Here is a 15437-nt window from a genome sequence, read left to right as displayed (position 1 = left end):
GATGGGGCCATGGCTCTTCCCGAGGCTTCGACGATCTGGATGGACGGCGCGCTGGTGCCCTGGCAGCAGGCGCGGACGCATGTGCTGACGCACGGCCTGCACTACGGCACGGGGGTGCTGGAGGGCACCCGGGTGTTCGAGACGGCGGACGGTCCGGCGGTGTTCCGGCTGCCCGAGCACCTGCGCCGGCTGGACCGCAGTGCGCGGATGCTGCGGATGGAACTCCCCTACAGTGTGGAGGATTTGACCAAGGCGACGGTGGAGCTGGTCCGGGCGAACGGCCACCGGTCCTGCTATCTGCGGCACTTCGCGTTCCTGGGGTACGGCTCGATGGGCCTGGACATGCGCTTCTCGCCCACCACCACGGCGATCGCCAGTTGGCAGTGGCAGTCCCAACTGCCGGACGGCGGTGGTGGGATCAGGGTGAAGACGAGCAGTTGGCGGCGGAACGACCCGAACGCGGTGCCGCCTGCGGCGAAGGCGACCGGGCCGTACCTGAACTCGGTGCTGGCCCGCCGGGAGGCGAGCGACGCGGGGTACGACGAGGCGCTGCTGCTGGGGTCGGACGGTTCGGTGAGCGAGTGCACCGGCGAGAACGTGTTCCTGGTGCGTGACGGGGTGCTGCGGACGCCGCCGTCGAGCGCGGGCGCGTTGGAGGGGATCACCCAGGACACGGTGCTGGAGCTGGCCGCCGGTCTGGGGGTGCCGGTGCGGGTGGAGGGTCTGCTGCGCTCGGACCTGTACGCGGCGGACGAGGTGTTCCTGTGCGGGACGGCGGCCGGGGTGGTGCCGGTGCGGTCACTGGACGACCGCGAGCTGCCGTCCTCCCCCGGCCCGGTCACGGAGCGGCTGCGCGAGGCGTACGAGGCGGCGGTCTCCGGCGAGGACCCGCGCTACCGGCGCTGGCTGACGCCGGTGGGGTGAGCGTTCAGAGGTCGTAGACGGCGCCGGCTCTCGCGATGTCGACCGGTCCGGCGAAGGCGGCGGCGGCGTCCCGGCGGTTGTGTTCGGCGTCGGTCCACGGCGGGATGTGGGTGAGGACGAGCCGGCGGGCGCGGGCGGCGGTGGCGTGTTCGCCGGCCTCGCGGCCGTTGAGGTGGACGGCCCGGTAGGTGTCGCGGCCGTCGATGTAGGCGGCTTCGCAGAGGAAGAGGTCGCTGTCGCGGGCGAGTTCGACGAGGGCGGCGCTCTCGCCGGTGTCGCCGGAGTAGACGAGGGTGCGGCCGGCGTGTTCGAGCCGGAAGGCGAACGCGTCGACGGGGTGGTTGACCTGGGCGACCTCGATCCGGAACGGGCCGAGGTCGAAGGCGCCGGGGGTGAGGGTCCGGAAGTCGAAGACCCCCTTCATGCCGGGGTTCTCGGGCATGTCGTAGGCGCGGGCCATCCGCTCGGCGGTGCCGGCCGGGCCGTAGACGGGCAGCGGGTCGGGGCAGCCCTCGGCCCGGTAGTTGCGGGCGACCCAGTAGGCGCAGAGGTCGACGCAGTGGTCGGCGTGCAGGTGGCTGAGCAGGACGGCGTCGACCTCGTAGAGGCTGACGTACTTCTGCAGGGCGCCGAGCGCGCCGTTGCCGAGGTCGAGCACGACGCGGTAGCCGTCGGCCTCCACGAGGTAGCTGGAGCACGGCGAGTCGGCGGACGGGAAGCTCCCCGAGCACCCCACCACGGTCAGTTTCATCCGAGCCCCTCCGCCCCGACACGTTTCGGCTGCTGCTGGTCATTGGCAGTACCGGCCGGTGAACCGGCGGGTAGCACTGCGTTCGCGTGTCGAGAGTAAGGGCGGAGGGGCACTTTGCCCCCGTCTCCGTGCCGGGCTGTGGCTGGAATCACCAGAACGCCGGGGGCCGCTCGGTGCGGTGGTTCAGCGGTGGCCGGGGCGCCGGCGGGCCCAGGCCTTGATCGTGTCGGGGTGCCAGCGGGGGTGTCCGTTGCCGTCGACGGCATCGGGGTCGGGGAGCAGGCCGTGCCGGCGGTAGTTGCGGACGGTCTCCGGCTGGACGTTGATGTGGCGGGCGATCTCGGCGTACGACCACAGGTCGGTGCTGCGGCTCACGGGTCACCTCGGGGTGCAGGGCGGACGTGCGTGATCAGCTTTCCGGGCTCCGGGAGCGGCATCCCGCGCACAACGGACTCCGTGGTCATTCCGTGACGAACCGGGAGCAGGGAACGGATAAATGCCCGACTGTCACAGCCGTCGTGGTGGTGGGGCCGGCCGGGTGCCGGGTACGGTCTGGCGCATGACTGGCTTCTGGGTGCTGCTGGCCGTGGCGGGTGCCGCGCTGCTGGCCGTTGTCGTGTCGGTGCTGGTCCGGCGGGCCCGCGGCGGGCCCGCGCCGACCCGGCCGGCGCCGCGGCCGCGCCCGGCGAAGGGGCGCCCGGGCCCGGCGCCGCAGGAGATCTGGTGGGCGGAGGTGCCGTTCGAGGACGGCCCGGGGGCGAAGGACCGCCCCTGCCTGGTGCTGCGGGTCGGCGGCCGGACCGCGACCGTCGCGAAGATCACCAGCAAGCACCACGCGGAGCGGCCGGGCGTGCTGGCGCTGCCGCCCGGCTCGGTGGGCGACCGCCAGGGGCGGACCAGCTGGCTGGAGACCGACGAGCTGCGCGAGGTGCCGCTCTCGGCCTTCCGCCGCCGGGCCGGTGTGGTCGACGGGCGGATCTGGGCCCGGGCCCGGCAGGCGGTCTCGGGCTAGGGGCGTCCGGCCGGGCCGGGCCGCGGGGACGGGCCCGGAGGCTCCGTCAGGCCCAGAGCTGGCCCTGCAGGGCCTCGACCGCGGCCTCGGTCGACTCGGCGGTGTAGATGCCGGTGGAGAGGTACTTCCAGCCGCCGTCCGCGACGACGAAGACGATGTCGGCGCGCTCCGCGGCGGTGGCGGCCTTGCGGCCGACGCCGATCGCGGCGTGCAGGATGGCGCCGGTGGAGACGCCCGCGAAGATGCCCTCCTGCTGGAGGAGTTCACGGGTGCGGCGGACGGCGTCGGCGGAGCCGACCGAGAAGCGGGTGGTGAGCACCTCGGCGTCGTACAGCTCGGGGACGAAGCCCTCGTCGAGGTTGCGCAGGCCGTAGACCAGGTCGTCGTAGCGGGGCTCGGCGGCGACGATCCGCACCCCGGGCACCTTCTCGCGCAGGAACCGGCCGACGCCCATCAGGGTGCCGGTGGTGCCCAGGCCGGCCACGAAGTGGGTGACGGAGGGCAGGTCGGCGAGGATCTCGGGGCCGGTGGTGGCGTAGTGGGCGCCGGCGTTGTCGGGGTTGCCGTACTGGTAGAGCATTACCCAGTCGGGGTGCTCGGCGGCGATCTCCTTGGCGATCCGCACCGCGGTGTTGGAGCCGCCGGCGGCCGGTGAGGGGATGATCTCCGCGCCCCACATGCGCAGCAGCTCGCGGCGCTCCTCGCTGGTGTTCTCCGGCATCACGCAGACCATCCGGTAGCCCTTGAGCTTGGCGGCCATGGCGAGCGAGATGCCGGTGTTGCCGCTGGTGGGCTCCAGGATGGTGCACCCGGGGGTGAGCAGCCCGGCGGCCTCGGCGCGCTCGATCATGTGCAGCGCGGGGCGGTCCTTGATGGAGCCGGTGGGGTTGCGGTCCTCCAGCTTGGCCCAGAGCGTCACCAGGCCGTCGGTGTTGCCGGGGACGGCGGCGGAGAGTCGGGGCAGGCGGACCAGCGGGGTGTTGCCGACGGCTTCGAGCGGGCTGTCGTAACGCAAGGGGTGCCTCCGGCAACGGCGGTGAGGATCGGGTGCGGCGGTCCTCCCGCCCGCGCGGCCGGCGGGCGGGAGGACCGGAGGTCAGCGGGCGCCGCCGGCCACGGCGGGCAGGATGGTGACGCTGTCGCCGTCGGCGAGGGCGGTGGAGATGCCCTCCAGGAAGCGGACGTCCTCGTCGTTGAGGTAGACGTTGACGAAGCGGCGCAGCTCGCCGCCGTCCAGCAGGCGGGCGGCGATGCCCGGGTGGCGGGCGTCGAGGTCCTGGAAGAGTTCCCCGAGGTTGCTGCCGGTGCCCTCGACGGCCTTGGCGCCGTCGGTGTAGGTGCGGAGGATGGTCGGGATGCGGACCTCGATGGCCATGGGTGCGCTCCTGTGCGAGTCGTGAGGTGGGTGGGCCGCAGCGGGCGCGGCAGGTCGGGTCCGGCCCGGTGCGCAGGGCGTGCGGCGGGCCTGGGCGGGCGGCTCAGCGCGAGCGCGCCGGCGTGCCGGGACAGATCGCGCTGGCGAGCCGGCACAGGTCGACGTGCAGGCGCGCCACGAGGCGGGTGCCCGGGGCCTGAGTGCTCACATCGACGGAACGCATGGGCTCATCGTATAGATTCCCGGGCTCGCTCCGACATGCCCGTCTCGGAATCCGGATGTTTCCGTTTCTTTGGCTGAGACGGCAGGGCCCGCCGCCGTCGCTCGGACGGTCGGCGGGCCGCGCCCAGGGGGGTGCCGGTCAGGGCTGGTAGGCCTCGACGACCTGGACGTCTTCCTCCGTGATCGCGCCGTCCACGATGCGGAACGACCGGAACTGGTACGGGTCGTCCGGGCCGTTGCCGTCGGCGGTGGAGACCAGGACGTAGTGGGCGAACGGCTCGGAGGCGTAGCTCACGTCGGTGCGCGAGGGGTAGGCCTCGGTGGCGGTGTGCGAGTGGTAGACGATCACGGGCTCCTCGTCCCGGTCGTCCATCTCGCGGTAGAGCTTCAGCAGGTCGCCCGAGTCGAACTCGTAGAAGGTGGGCGACCGGGCGGCGTTGAGCATCGGGACGAACCGCTCGGGCCGTCCGCTGCCGGCCGGTCCGGCGACCACGCCACAGGCCTCGTCCGGGTGGTCGGCGCGGGCGTGGGCGACGATGGCGTCGCGCAGTTCTCGGGTGATGGTCAGCATGCGGTCAGGATAGCCACGCCCCGGCGGGTGTCCGCCGGAGCGTCCGGGGCGTGGTCGGCGCCGGTCCGGGAGGCGGACGGCGGGCGGCTCAGTGGCCGCCGCCGTTGCCGTTGCGGGCGTGCAGGTGGTCGTGGGCGACGGCGTGGACGGCCTGCGGGCGGCGGCGCTTGAGCACCTGGTAGCCGACCACGAGCAGGACGGCCCAGCCGGGGAAGACGTACAGCGAGATGCGGTTGTCCTTGTCGAGGGCGATCAGGACGATCACCAGGGCGAGGAAGCCGAGGGCGGCCCAGCTGCTCCAGAGGCCGCCGGGCGCCTTGAAGCCGGGGGGCGGCAGGTGGCCGCCCTTCCAGGCCTTCCGGTAGCGGATCTGGGAGACCAGGATGACCGCCCAGGTCCAGAGGCCGCAGACGGTGGCCACCGAGGTGATGTACTCGAACGCCTTGGCCGGGACGAGGTAGTTGAGCACCACGCCGGCGCCCATCAGCAGCGAGGAGAGGGTGATCGCGACGGCGGGGCTGCGGTGGGAGTTGAGCTTGGTGAGCCGGCCGGGGGCCTGGCCGCGCAGGGCGAGGTCGCGCAGCATCCGGCCGGTGGAGTACATGCCGGAGTTGCAGGAGGAGAGCGCCGCGGTGAGCACCACGAAGTTGATGATGCCGGCCGCGGCGGGGATGCCGATCTTGCCGAAGGCGGCGACGAACGGGCTGACGCCGGGCTGGAATTCGGTCCACGGCACCAGCGACAGGATGATCACCAGGGCGCCGATGTAGAAGAGCGCGATCCGCCAGGGCAGCGTGTTGATGGCGCGCGGCAGGGTCTTCTGCGGGTTCTCGCTCTCGCCGGCGGTGACGCCGACCAGCTCGACGCCGAGGTAGGCGAACATGACGATCTGCAGGGTCATCACGGTGGCGCCGATCCCCTTGGGGAAGAAGCCGCCGTTGTCCCAGAGGTGGGTGACCGACGCGGTGTCACCGGCGTCGCTGAAGCCGAGGGTCAGCACGCCGATGCCGATCAGGATCATGCCGATGATGGCGGTGACCTTGACCATCGAGAACCAGAACTCGATCTCGCCGAACAGCTTCACCGAGATCAGGTTGGCCCCGTAGAGGATGACCAGGAAGGTGAGCGCGCTGAGCCACTGCGGGATGCCGGGCACCCAGAACTTCACGTAGACGGCGGCGGCGGTGGTCTCGGCCATGCCGGTGACCACCCAGAACAGCCAGTACGTCCAGCCGGTCACGAAGCCGGCGAAGGGGCCGAGGAACTCCCGGGCGTACTCGGCGAAGCTGCCGGCGACCGGGCGGTAGGTGAGCAGCTCGCCGAGGGCCCGCATGATCACGAAGATCACCACGCCGGCCACGGCGTAGGAGAGGATCAGGCTCGGTCCGGACTTGGAGATCGCGGTGCCGGCGCCGAGGAAGAGTCCGGTGCCGATGGCGCCGCCGATGGCGATCATCTGGATCTGGCGACTGCCCAGACCCCGCTCGTAGCCCTCCTCGTCCGGTTTGGAGTCGACGACCTCGTCGTAGATCTGTTCGGCCATGGTGCACCGTCCTGGGTGGGTCTCGTGGGGTGGAGCAGTCGTACCACGCAGGTTCCGGATAGCGGTGTTCATCTGAGCGATATTTGAGCATGTCGTCATATGATTCCGCCCGTTTTGAGCGGAAAAGCCGTGACCCCCCGTCCAGCATGCGGACGGGGGGTCACGGCGGCCCGGCGGCGGGGCGGGATCAGTCCGCGATCGCCTCCAGCAGCGACTCCTGCAGCGCCCCCAGCCACAGGTAGGCCATCACCAGCGGCTTGCGCTCGTCGCCGTCCGGCAGGTCGTACAGGCCCTGCTCGTCCTCCTCCTCGACCTCCAGCCGCACCCCCAGGGTGAGCCGCAGGTCGTTGAGCGCGCCCAGCCAGCGCAGGCAGTCGGCGGCGGCCAGCTTGAGCACGCCGCCCTCGCCGCCGAGACCGTCCAGCGCGCGGACCACCTGCAGCGCGTCCTCGCGCTTGCGGGCCCGCAGGTCCAGCTCGGTGTAGCGGCGGAACTCCCGGGCGGCTTCCCTGGCCTCGGCGTCGTCCGGCTTCTCGGGGTCGCCGTAGGCGTCGGGGAAGAGCCGGGCCAGCGCCGGGTCGGCGGGGGCCTCGGTCGGCCCGTCGGCGAACAGCGCGGCGAGCGGGTCGTCCGAGTCCCCGCCCGGGCCCGGTCCGATCAGCTCCAGCATCTGCACCTCCAGCGAGCGCAGGATGGAGGCCTCCAGCTCGTCCAGCGCGATCGCCGCGCTCCCGCCGCCGGCACTCTCGAACAACCCAGCCATCTGTATCGGTCAGCCCGTCTTCGTCGTCTTCGGTGGGGTGCGGGGACGCGGTCCGCGGGTCAGTCGTGCTGCAGCGTGGCCCACAGCCCGTAGCCGTGCATCGCCTGCACGTCGCGCTCCATCTCCTCGCGGGATCCGCTGGAGACCACCGCCCGGCCCTTGCTGTGCACCTCCATCATCAGCTTCCGGGCCTTGTCCTTCGGGTAGCCGAAGTAGGCCTGGAACACGTACTGGACGTAGCTCATCAGGTTGACCGGGTCGTTGTGCACGATGGTCACCCAGGGCGTGTCCGGCTCCGCCACCGGCAGGCCTTCGACCTCCGGGCGCTCGATCTCCACGGGCGCGACACTCACCGCTGGGTCCTCCTCGCCGTTCTTCCCGCACATACCCCTTCAGCCCCCATGCTGCCATCCGGGGAACCTCCGGGCGATTCCGGCCCGGGGTCCGCGAACACCCCCGACGAGAAATCGTCAATCTGACGCTAAGTGGTAGTAGCATCATCCCCATGGACGCCACTTCAGTGCGCGCGGCCGGTTCGACCGCGCTCCTCACCGACCGCTACGAGCTCACCATGTTGCAGGCCGCCCTGCGCAGCGGAGCCGCGCACCGCCGCTCCGTCTTCGAGGTGTTCACCCGCCGCCTGCCGGCCGGCCGCCGCTACGGCGTGATGGCCGGCACCGGGCGGGTGCTCGACGCCGTCGAGAACTTCCGCTTCACCAGCGCGCAGCTCGACTGGCTGGCCGGCCAGGGCGTGGTCGAGGAGGACACCCTGCGCTTCCTGGCCGACTACCGGTTCACCGGCGACATCCACGGCTACCCGGAGGGCGAGGTCTACTTCCCCGGATCGCCGCTGCTCACCGTCGAGGGCAGCTTCGCCGAGGCGGTGATCCTGGAGACGGTGATCCTCTCGATCCTCAACCACGACTCGGCGATCGCGGCCGCCGCCGCCCGGATGACCGCCGCCGCCGGCGGCCGCCCGTGCATCGAGATGGGCGCCCGGCGCGCCCACGAGCAGGCCGCCGTGGCCGCCGCCCGCGCCGCGTACGTGGCCGGCTTCGCGGCCACCTCCGACCTGGAGGCCGGCTTCACCTACGACATCCCGACCACCGGCACCGCCGCGCACGCCTTCACCCTGGTGCACGACGACGAGCGGGGCGCGTTCCGGGCGCAGATCGCCTCGATGGGCCGGGGCACCACCCTGCTGGTCGACACCTTCGACCTGCTCGAGGCCGTGCGCACCGCCGTCGAGGTGGCCGGCCCCGAGCTCGGCGCGGTGCGGATCGACTCCGGCGACCTCACCCTGCTGGCCCACCGGGTCCGCCGTCAGCTGGACGAGCTCGGCGCCGAGAAGACCCGGATCATCGTCACCTCCGACCTGGACGAGTACGCGATCGCCGCGCTGGCCGCCGCCCCGGTCGACGGCTACGGCGTCGGCACCAGCCTGGTCACCGGCAGCGGCCACCCGACCTGCGCGATGGTCTACAAGCTGGTCGCCCGCGCCCAGGTGCCGGACGGACCGCTGCTGCCGGTCGCCAAGCGCTCGGCGGGCGCCAAGAGCAGTGTCGGCGGCCGCAAGTGGGCGGCCCGCCGGCCCGACCAGGACGGCGTCGCCGAGGCCGAGGTGGTCGGCACCGGGCCGATCCCGGCCGAGCTGGAGCCGCACCTCCTTCAGGTACCGCTGGTGCGGGCCGGCGAGGTGGTCGGCCGGGAGCCGCTCGGCGCGGCGCGCGAGCGGCTCGGCCGGGCCCTGGCCGGGCTGCCGCTGTCGGCGACCCAGTTGTCCAAGGGCGACCCGGTGCTGCCGACCGAACTGATCGTCTGACCGCCGGTCGGCGCGGGCCGCACGGCCGGCGGCGGAGGGCCCGGGCGCTCCCCGGGCCTTCCGCCACCGGGTGCCACTGCCTACAGTCGACCGTAGAGTTCAACCGGAAGCGCGGAGAACCAGCGCACCGCCCCCACCACACCACCGAGGATGCAAGCCATGCACCGGGCACTGATCGTCGTCGACGTGCAGAACGACTTCTGCGAGGGCGGCAGCCTGGCCGTCGCCGGCGGGGCCGAGGTGGCCGCCGCGATCACCGACCTGATCGCCGAGTCCCCCGCCGGCTACCAGCACGTCCTCGCGACCCGCGACAACCACATCGATCCGGGCGACCACTTCTCCGACACCCCGGACTACGTCAACAGCTGGCCGGTGCACTGCGTGGCGGGCACCGAGGGCGTCGGCTTCCACCCCAACTTCGCGCCCTCCGTCACCTCCGGCGCGATCGAGGCGGTCTTCGACAAGGGCGCCTACGCGGCGGCGTACAGCGGATTCGAGGGCGTCGACGAGAACAACCGCGGCCCGATCGAGTGGCTGCGCGAGCGTCAGGTCAGCGAGGTCGACGTGGTCGGGCTCGCCACCGACCACTGCGTCAAGGCCACCGCGCTGGACGCCGTCCGGGCGGGCTTCGCGACCCGGATCCTGCTCGACCTCACGGCCGGCGTGTCGCCGCGGACCACCGCCGCCGCGCTGGAGGAGCTGCGGGCGGCCGGCGTCGAACTGGTCGGGACGCCGACGGTTCGGGGCTGAGCCCCGGAGCGGCGCCGGCTCACCGCTCGGTGACCAGCAGCTCCACCACGTCGGTGCCGCCCTGCCGGAAGGCCTCGCGCAGCTCGGCGCCGACGGCCTCCGGCTCGTCGGCCAGCCGCGCACCGGAGAGGTAGACCACCCGGACCCCGAGGTACTCCATCCGGTGCTGGCCGGCGCGCACCCAGGCGGCCTCCCCCTCGCTGACGCAGCGCAGCTCGGAGTCGACCTCCACCGCCACCCCCGACCGCGGCCAGTAGAGGTCCGGGACGGCGATGTAGGTGCCGCCGCGCATCCGCAGCTCGGGACCGGTCAGCGGGGCGGGCAGCAGCCACTCGTCCAGCAGGGCGCCGACCCGCTCCAGCACCGCCTCCCGCTCGGCGGCCAGCAGTTCGTCCAGCGCGGCCCGCACCCGCAGGTCGGCGGCCAGCCCGGACTCGGTCAGCTCCGCGACCAACTCCCGGACGGTGCACCGGATGCCGGGGCGCGCCACGGCCTCCCGCAGCACCGCGCGGACCGGCAGCGCGACGCCCTCGCCGAACTCCGGCGCGGCGCCGTCCGCCGTCCACTCGCGCAGCGCGTCGGCGACCGCCCGGGCGACCGGCGCGCAGGCCAGACCGTGCACCGAGCTGGCGACCAACTCCCGCTCGGTGCGCCGGATCCGCACCCCGCCGGCGTCCTTCAGGCGGCGCTGGCGGGGCACCAGGACGTCCACCCCGGTGACGGCGGGCAGCCGGGGCACGGCGGCGAAGCCGTAGAGCGCCAGCGCGGCCGTCCCGGTGATCACGGCGCCCTCCCGGCGGCCCTCCTCGCGCCCGTTCTGCGCGGCGTAGAGCAGGGCCGCCCACATCCGCTGCTCCGGGGTCGGCTCGGCGGACTGCAGGAGGTAGACCCTGGGCAGCAGCCGCTGCCAGGGGCCGCCGCGGCGGCAGTGCTCGGTGACCACCCGGGCCGGCACGCCCCGGGCGCGCAGCTGGCTGGCGGTGATGACGTTCTGCTGACGCTTCGCCAGTTCCTCCAGGGAGGGCGGCGGCGAGGGGATCCGGTAGCTCATGCCGACACCATCCCCAACCGCCCGCACCGACCATCGGCCACCTGACGCACTGTTACCCAACCGTCGCGAAACCGGGACCAGCCCGCACTAAAGTCCTCATACCCTCACTCATTCGGCGTAATAGGCGTTCATATACTTGTCATCATTGATCGATGCCGATCGACCACCAGGGTGTCTGACCGTGCGTGACCAAGGGCATACGATGAAGCGCGTCCGGACGTCACCCCCACTCCCCGGATTGCCTACTCTTGGTGCATGTCACGTGACGAGACCGCCGGCCTCCGCGCGGCCCAGCTCCGCCTTGGCCGCCTGCCCGGATACGTCCGCCGGCCGGACCCGGCCCGCCGCAGCGGCGAACAGGGCCATACGTACAAAAAGGGCTGGGAGGTTCGCTTCACCGCCCGCAGCGAGGCGGAGATAGCCGAGATCCGCGACCTGGTGGTCGCCGCCGGATTCGCCCCGGCCAGGCCCTTCTTCAAGGGCCACCAGCTGATCCAGCCCGTCTACGGGATGGCCGCCGTCCAGGCCTACCTGGCCGCGAGACAGGCGGCCGAGGACCAGGCCGCCCGCACCGCGGTCGGCCGCGAACGACGGACCGACGACCCCACCGGGCCGGACCCGGCCGCCAGCGCGAGCACCGCCGGAGCCGCCGCGGCGGCGGCCGCGGCAGCGGCCGCAGCAGCAGCCGAACTGGCCCGGCGGCGGGCCGTCGAGGCGTTTCCCGCCCAGCTCGGACGGGCCGCCGCGGCGAACGGCCGGATCACCACTTCGGAGGCCGGGCGCACCGGCTGACGTTCGCTCGGACGAGCGACCCGCGTCACGCGCCCGCGCACCGGGCGCCGGAGCGCCACCGACACGGACAGGGCGGCCGGAGGGGGCCGGACCGCCCGCCCCGCCGCCTCGACCGCACCGACCCGGCGGCACCGCCCGACGGACCGCTCGGAGGGCCGCTCCGGACGCCGCAGCACCGACCGCACCGCTTCGACCCGCTCCCGGCCCCGGTCCACCCGTCCCCACCGTCTCCGCACAGCGCCACCCAGCACCGCACGGCCCCACCCCAGCACGCACGGCCCCACAGGGCTGCACCGGGGACTCCGTCAGGCCCCATCCGGCCCCACGCGACCCCTCCCCGGCCGGCCGGCTCCCACCCGGCACCGCCCCCCGGCGGCGCGAGCGCACCACCCCTTCGCCGACCCGCCCCGGGGACCGTCCGAACACCTGCCCAGGCCCGCCACGCGCGCGACCGGTTGCGCGCGTGCGGCTTCACGCCGATGGCGTGGACGTGAGCCGCCGAACCGCCTACGGTGGCTCATCAACCGCCCCGCGACTCCGTCGCCCCACCCCCCTGACCGGCCACGACGCACTCAGATCCGCGCCTGCCGCACCACTGCGCCCCACTCCACCACCGGCCCCGCGCCACCTTGCCGTCCGCTCGCCCGCATCCGGCCACCGCCGGAACCGGCCGAGCGGCGGTGCGTTCCGGGCATTCAATCCGATTGGTCACCCAGCGCACCGAGCGCCTACCGTAGAGTGAGCACAGATGATCGACCGTCAGAAGCCCATCTCACTTGCCGAGAAGCCGAGATGACCAACCGTCATGACAGCACCGCCGAGCCTCCCCCGGGGCTCGACGAACCGCCTGCCGTACCGCTGGAGTTCGCGGCCTTCTGCGAGCTGCACCGACCGCGGTACCTCAGCTACGCCCGGGTATGGCTGCCGGACCAGACCGAGGCGGCCGGCGCGGTCCAACAGGCCTTCGCTGAAATCGCCGTCCACTGGCGGGAATTGCTGGGCAGCTCCAACCCCACGGCGCACGCCTGGCAGATCCTGCGCGGTACGGTCGGCGACCACACCCGCCGGCCCGGCCCCGACCACCCGGCCGCCGACGACGACCTGGCGATCCTGCACTACGTGGTCGGCCTCGCCGCACCCGAGATCGCCGATGTCATCGGCACCGACACCGCCAGCGTGGCCGGCCGACTCCGCCGCACCATGCTGCGTGAGGCCTCCGGCTGGTGACCCCGGCCGAGCCCTCGCGCCGGGCCGCCGCGCCGCGTACCGGCGCCCGGACCCGCGACCGGTGGATCAGACCCGCTCGCCCGTCACGTCGTAGAGGTGGTGGACCGGGTCGTGGACCAGGTAGCGGGCGAACGACTCCACCGTGAAGCGCGCGCCGTCGCTGCGGTTGCCGGTGCGCCGCCACTGCTCGTCCGTGACCCGCTCGAAGGCGTCCGCCAGGATCCGCGCCGCCGCGGCCAGATCCGCCGCGACGGCGTCCGGCCGCTGCTCCCCGTAGCGTTCGGCGACGGCCGTCTCGTCCTGGTCCCAGTTCGGGAAGTCCGGGCCCTCCCGGTCGAGCATGAGGTTCAGCCGGACGTGGAACAGCCGGAAGACGTCGCGCACGTGGCAGGCGTACTCCAGGTCCGACCAGGTCTCCGGGCGGGGCCGCCGGCGCAGCGCCTCCCCGTCGCCGGCCAGGACCGCCACCCAGGCGTCCGCGTTGGCCCGGATCAGCCCGGGGACGGCCTCGCGGGCCACGGCCCCGGAGTCCAGGCCGCAGTCCGGGCAGGCCCGCTCCAGCACCCAGGTCCAGTCCTTGGTGTCCGGGACGACGGCGTCGGGAGTGTCGACGGTTCCGGGGGCGGCGGCCGGAGCCTGTGGGGCGGGGGCGTTCTCAGGGCTGGTCATGCGTCCAGGATGGCCGCGGGGAACGGCCCGCCACCAGCGGCCCGACCGCCAGCGACCGCCGACATCCTGCCAGCGCCGCACGGCCGCGCCGCACCGCTCAGCCGTCCCGCCCGGCCCCGTCCCGCTCGTACGCCTCCCGCGCCTCCAGCAGGCCGGCCAGGTTCCGGCGGCTCCAGTCGCAGAGCGCGTCCATCGGCTCCAGCAGCGTGCGGCCGAGCGGCGTCAGCGCGTACTCCACCCGGGGCGGGTTCTCGTCGTACTCGGTGCGGCTCACGGCGCCGTCCTGCTCCATCGCGCGCAAGGACTCGGCCAGCACCTTCGAGGTGATGCCGACCAGCGGCACCCGCAGCTCGGAGAAGCGGCGCGGGCCGCCCTCCAGACAGCGCATGATCCTCCAGGACCACTTCCTGCCGCCCAGCACCGGGATCGTCGGCACCGGGCAGTCCGGGTCGAAGAAGTCCGGGGGCAGCGGTTCGAGTACGGGCCGGGTCATGCCCCGAAGGTAGCCGACGCGGCGTCCGGCCGGCCCCGCGCCGGTACCGTTGAAGTAACCGGCACCCCCCGGTCTACCGTCCCGGCAACGGCGGGCGACAGCGCCCCCGGCGAGCGGACGGAGACCGCCATGAGCAGCACCGGCAAGCAGGTCGGAACAGACGTCATCGTGTTCGGCGCGGGCGGGCAGGTCGGGCGCGCCGTGGTCGCCGAGGCCCGGCGGCGCGGGCTGACCGTCACCGCCGCCGTGCGCGACCCCGAGCGCCACCGCGACCTCGCGGACACCGGCGCCGCCCTGGTCCGCTGCGACGTCACCGACGAGGCCGCCGTCGCCGCCGCGGCCCTCGGGCACACCGCCGCCGTCAGCACCGTGTACACCCCCGACGTGCCCTCCGTCCGGTTCTACCGGGCCGCCACCGACGCCCTGGTGGCCGGCCTCGCCACGGCCGGGGTCCACCGCCTGGTCCACGTGGGCGTCGCCACCACACTGGAGACCGCGCCCGGCACCGCCGTCCACGACGACCCCGCGTTCCCCGAGGCCTACCGCGCCTTCTCGCTCGGCCACTCCGGCGCACTGGACCGGCTGCGCACGTCCGCCCCCGCGCTGGACTGGGTCGTCGTCACCCCGCCCCTCGACCTCGACCGCACCGCGCCCGGCACCGGCCGCTACCGGGTCGGCGGCCCGCGGGTCCTCGGCGAACGGATCGCCCAGGCCGACCTCGCGGTGGCCGTGGTCGACGAGGCCGCCGCACCGGCGCACCACCGTGAGCAGATCGCCGTCGCGGCGTAGCCGGGGCCGCACGACGGGGTGGCGGCGCGACCGGGCGCCGGGGCGTCGGGGCGGCCAGGCGTCGGGGGGCTGGGTGTCGGGGGACTGGGCGTCGGGGGACTGGGCGTCGGGGGGCCGGGCGTCGCGCGGCGAAACCCCCTGGTCGGGCGGGGGTGCCCCGGTCCATGCTGGGCACCATGCTCATCCGCGAAGCCACCCCCGCCGACTGGCCGGCCATCTGGGCCTTCCTCCGCGAGATCGTCGCCGCCGGCGAGACCTACAGCTGGGACCGCGACACCACCCAGGACCGGGCCCGCGCGCTCTGGTGCAAACCCGCCCCCGGCCGCACCTTCGTCGCCGTCGACGAGGACGGCACCGTCCTGGGCACCGCCGAGAGCCACCCCAACCAGGCTGGCGGCGGCGCCCACGTCGCCAACGCGGGCTTCATGGTCGACCCTTGCCACTCCGGCCGGGGCGTCGCCCGCGCCCTCGGCACCCACGTCCTCGACCAGGCCCGCGCCGACGGCTACCGCGCGATGCAGTTCAACGCCGTCGTGGAGACCAACACCCGTGCGGTGGCCCTCTGGGAGTCCCTGGGCTTCGAGATCCTCACCACCGTCCCCGAAGCCTTCCACCACCCCAGGAAGGGCTACGTCGGCCTGCACATCATGCACCGCCGGCTCTGAGGACGGCGCCCGCGCACA

Annotated in this window: 20 protein-coding genes; 8 read left to right on the top strand and 12 right to left on the bottom strand. The window is 73.6% G+C overall.

Features of this window, described 5'->3' with window-relative positions:
• Window positions 1-9: 9 nt before the first annotated feature.
• Window positions 10-924, top strand: coding sequence for a branched-chain amino acid transaminase (locus ABZ497_RS13735; protein WP_359804947.1), 915 nt, complete (start codon window positions 10-12; stop codon window positions 922-924).
• A gap of 4 nt (window positions 925-928) precedes the next feature.
• Here ABZ497_RS13735 and ABZ497_RS13730 read toward each other — a convergent pair whose 3' ends face one another.
• Together ABZ497_RS13730 and ABZ497_RS13725 are read right to left on the bottom strand one after the other, a co-directional pair.
• Window positions 929-1675 (bottom strand): MBL fold metallo-hydrolase, encoded by a 747-nt coding sequence (locus ABZ497_RS13730; RefSeq protein ID WP_359804945.1) that lies wholly within the window; start codon window positions 1673-1675, stop codon window positions 929-931.
• Window positions 1676-1858: 183 nt separating this feature from the next.
• Window positions 1859-2050 carry a MerR family transcriptional regulator gene (locus ABZ497_RS13725; RefSeq protein ID WP_329487833.1) on the bottom strand — a complete coding sequence of 64 codons (192 nt, stop codon included), beginning with the start codon at window positions 2048-2050 and terminating at the stop codon, window positions 1859-1861.
• A 184-nt stretch (window positions 2051-2234) separates the two neighbouring features.
• On the opposite strand from ABZ497_RS13725, the gene ABZ497_RS13720 reads away from it, so the two are divergent.
• The gene (locus ABZ497_RS13720; protein WP_329487834.1) at window positions 2235-2687 is read left to right on the top strand and encodes a type II toxin-antitoxin system PemK/MazF family toxin; all 453 of its coding nucleotides are present in this window, start codon (window positions 2235-2237) and stop codon (window positions 2685-2687) included.
• Between the two features lie 46 nt (window positions 2688-2733).
• On the opposite strand, the gene ABZ497_RS13715 is transcribed toward ABZ497_RS13720, so the two are convergent.
• From ABZ497_RS13715 to clpS, 7 genes are all read right to left on the bottom strand, one after another.
• On the bottom strand, window positions 2734-3702 hold the full coding sequence (locus ABZ497_RS13715; protein WP_329487836.1) for a cysteine synthase: 969 nt from the start codon (window positions 3700-3702) through the stop codon (window positions 2734-2736).
• A gap of 81 nt (window positions 3703-3783) precedes the next feature.
• Window positions 3784-4062 (bottom strand): MoaD/ThiS family protein, encoded by a 279-nt coding sequence (locus ABZ497_RS13710; RefSeq protein WP_030394231.1) that lies wholly within the window; start codon window positions 4060-4062, stop codon window positions 3784-3786.
• Between the two features lie 103 nt (window positions 4063-4165).
• Window positions 4166-4285 (bottom strand): putative leader peptide, encoded by a 120-nt coding sequence (locus ABZ497_RS13705; protein WP_327677307.1) that lies wholly within the window; start codon window positions 4283-4285, stop codon window positions 4166-4168.
• Between the two features lie 138 nt (window positions 4286-4423).
• Entirely contained in the window at window positions 4424-4855 is a 432-nt protein-coding gene (locus ABZ497_RS13700; protein WP_329487837.1) for a M67 family metallopeptidase, read from the bottom strand.
• A gap of 88 nt (window positions 4856-4943) precedes the next feature.
• Window positions 4944-6398 (bottom strand): amino acid permease, encoded by a 1455-nt coding sequence (locus ABZ497_RS13695; RefSeq protein ID WP_359804942.1) that lies wholly within the window; start codon window positions 6396-6398, stop codon window positions 4944-4946.
• A gap of 187 nt (window positions 6399-6585) precedes the next feature.
• A complete protein-coding gene (locus tag ABZ497_RS13690; RefSeq protein ID WP_359804940.1) occupies window positions 6586-7161 on the bottom strand; it encodes a DUF2017 domain-containing protein in 576 nt (191 codons plus the stop codon).
• Between the two features lie 59 nt (window positions 7162-7220).
• Window positions 7221-7514: an ATP-dependent Clp protease adapter ClpS gene (gene clpS / locus ABZ497_RS13685; RefSeq protein ID WP_329487840.1), complete on the bottom strand. Its 294-nt coding sequence runs from the start codon at window positions 7512-7514 to the stop codon at window positions 7221-7223.
• Window positions 7515-7666: 152 nt separating this feature from the next.
• Here clpS and ABZ497_RS13680 point away from each other — a divergent pair, with 152 nt between their 5' ends.
• Complete coding sequence (locus tag ABZ497_RS13680) at window positions 7667-8983, top strand: nicotinate phosphoribosyltransferase (protein ID WP_359804938.1); 1317 nt, start codon at window positions 7667-7669, stop codon at window positions 8981-8983.
• 159 nt (window positions 8984-9142) lie between these two features.
• Window positions 9143-9733, top strand: coding sequence for an isochorismatase family protein (locus ABZ497_RS13675; protein WP_359804936.1), 591 nt, complete (start codon window positions 9143-9145; stop codon window positions 9731-9733).
• 19 nt (window positions 9734-9752) lie between these two features.
• Here the strand turns inward: ABZ497_RS13675 and ABZ497_RS13670 are convergent, their stop codons facing one another.
• The gene (locus ABZ497_RS13670; RefSeq protein WP_329487843.1) at window positions 9753-10784 is read right to left on the bottom strand and encodes a hypothetical protein; all 1032 of its coding nucleotides are present in this window, start codon (window positions 10782-10784) and stop codon (window positions 9753-9755) included.
• A gap of 255 nt (window positions 10785-11039) precedes the next feature.
• Between ABZ497_RS13670 and ABZ497_RS13665 the strand changes: the two genes are divergently transcribed.
• Window positions 11040-11576 (top strand): hypothetical protein, encoded by a 537-nt coding sequence (locus ABZ497_RS13665; RefSeq protein ID WP_359804934.1) that lies wholly within the window; start codon window positions 11040-11042, stop codon window positions 11574-11576.
• Window positions 11577-12368: 792 nt separating this feature from the next.
• A complete protein-coding gene (locus ABZ497_RS13660; protein ID WP_352293205.1) occupies window positions 12369-12803 on the top strand; it encodes a sigma factor in 435 nt (144 codons plus the stop codon).
• Window positions 12804-12869: 66 nt separating this feature from the next.
• Here the strand turns inward: ABZ497_RS13660 and ABZ497_RS13655 are convergent, their stop codons facing one another.
• Window positions 12870-13472, bottom strand: coding sequence for a DinB family protein (locus ABZ497_RS13655; protein WP_359804932.1), 603 nt, complete (start codon window positions 13470-13472; stop codon window positions 12870-12872).
• Window positions 13473-13569: 97 nt separating this feature from the next.
• Complete coding sequence (locus tag ABZ497_RS13650; protein ID WP_359804930.1) at window positions 13570-13965, bottom strand: helix-turn-helix domain-containing protein; 396 nt, start codon at window positions 13963-13965, stop codon at window positions 13570-13572.
• A gap of 129 nt (window positions 13966-14094) precedes the next feature.
• Here ABZ497_RS13650 and ABZ497_RS13645 point away from each other — a divergent pair, with 129 nt between their 5' ends.
• Together ABZ497_RS13645 and ABZ497_RS13640 are read left to right on the top strand one after the other, a co-directional pair.
• Window positions 14095-14754, top strand: a complete 660-nt coding sequence (locus ABZ497_RS13645; RefSeq protein ID WP_359804928.1) for an NAD(P)H-binding protein — start codon at window positions 14095-14097, stop codon at window positions 14752-14754.
• A 176-nt stretch (window positions 14755-14930) separates the two neighbouring features.
• A complete protein-coding gene (locus tag ABZ497_RS13640) occupies window positions 14931-15419 on the top strand; it encodes a GNAT family N-acetyltransferase (RefSeq protein ID WP_359804926.1) in 489 nt (162 codons plus the stop codon).
• The last annotated feature ends 18 nt before the right edge of the window (window positions 15420-15437 follow it).

It is taken from the genome of Kitasatospora sp. NPDC005751 (genome assembly GCF_040630835.1).
Lineage (GTDB): Bacteria > Actinomycetota > Actinomycetes > Streptomycetales > Streptomycetaceae > Kitasatospora.
The sequence above is the reverse complement of the archived record's forward strand: the minus strand, read 5'-3'. Positions and strand labels throughout refer to the sequence as shown.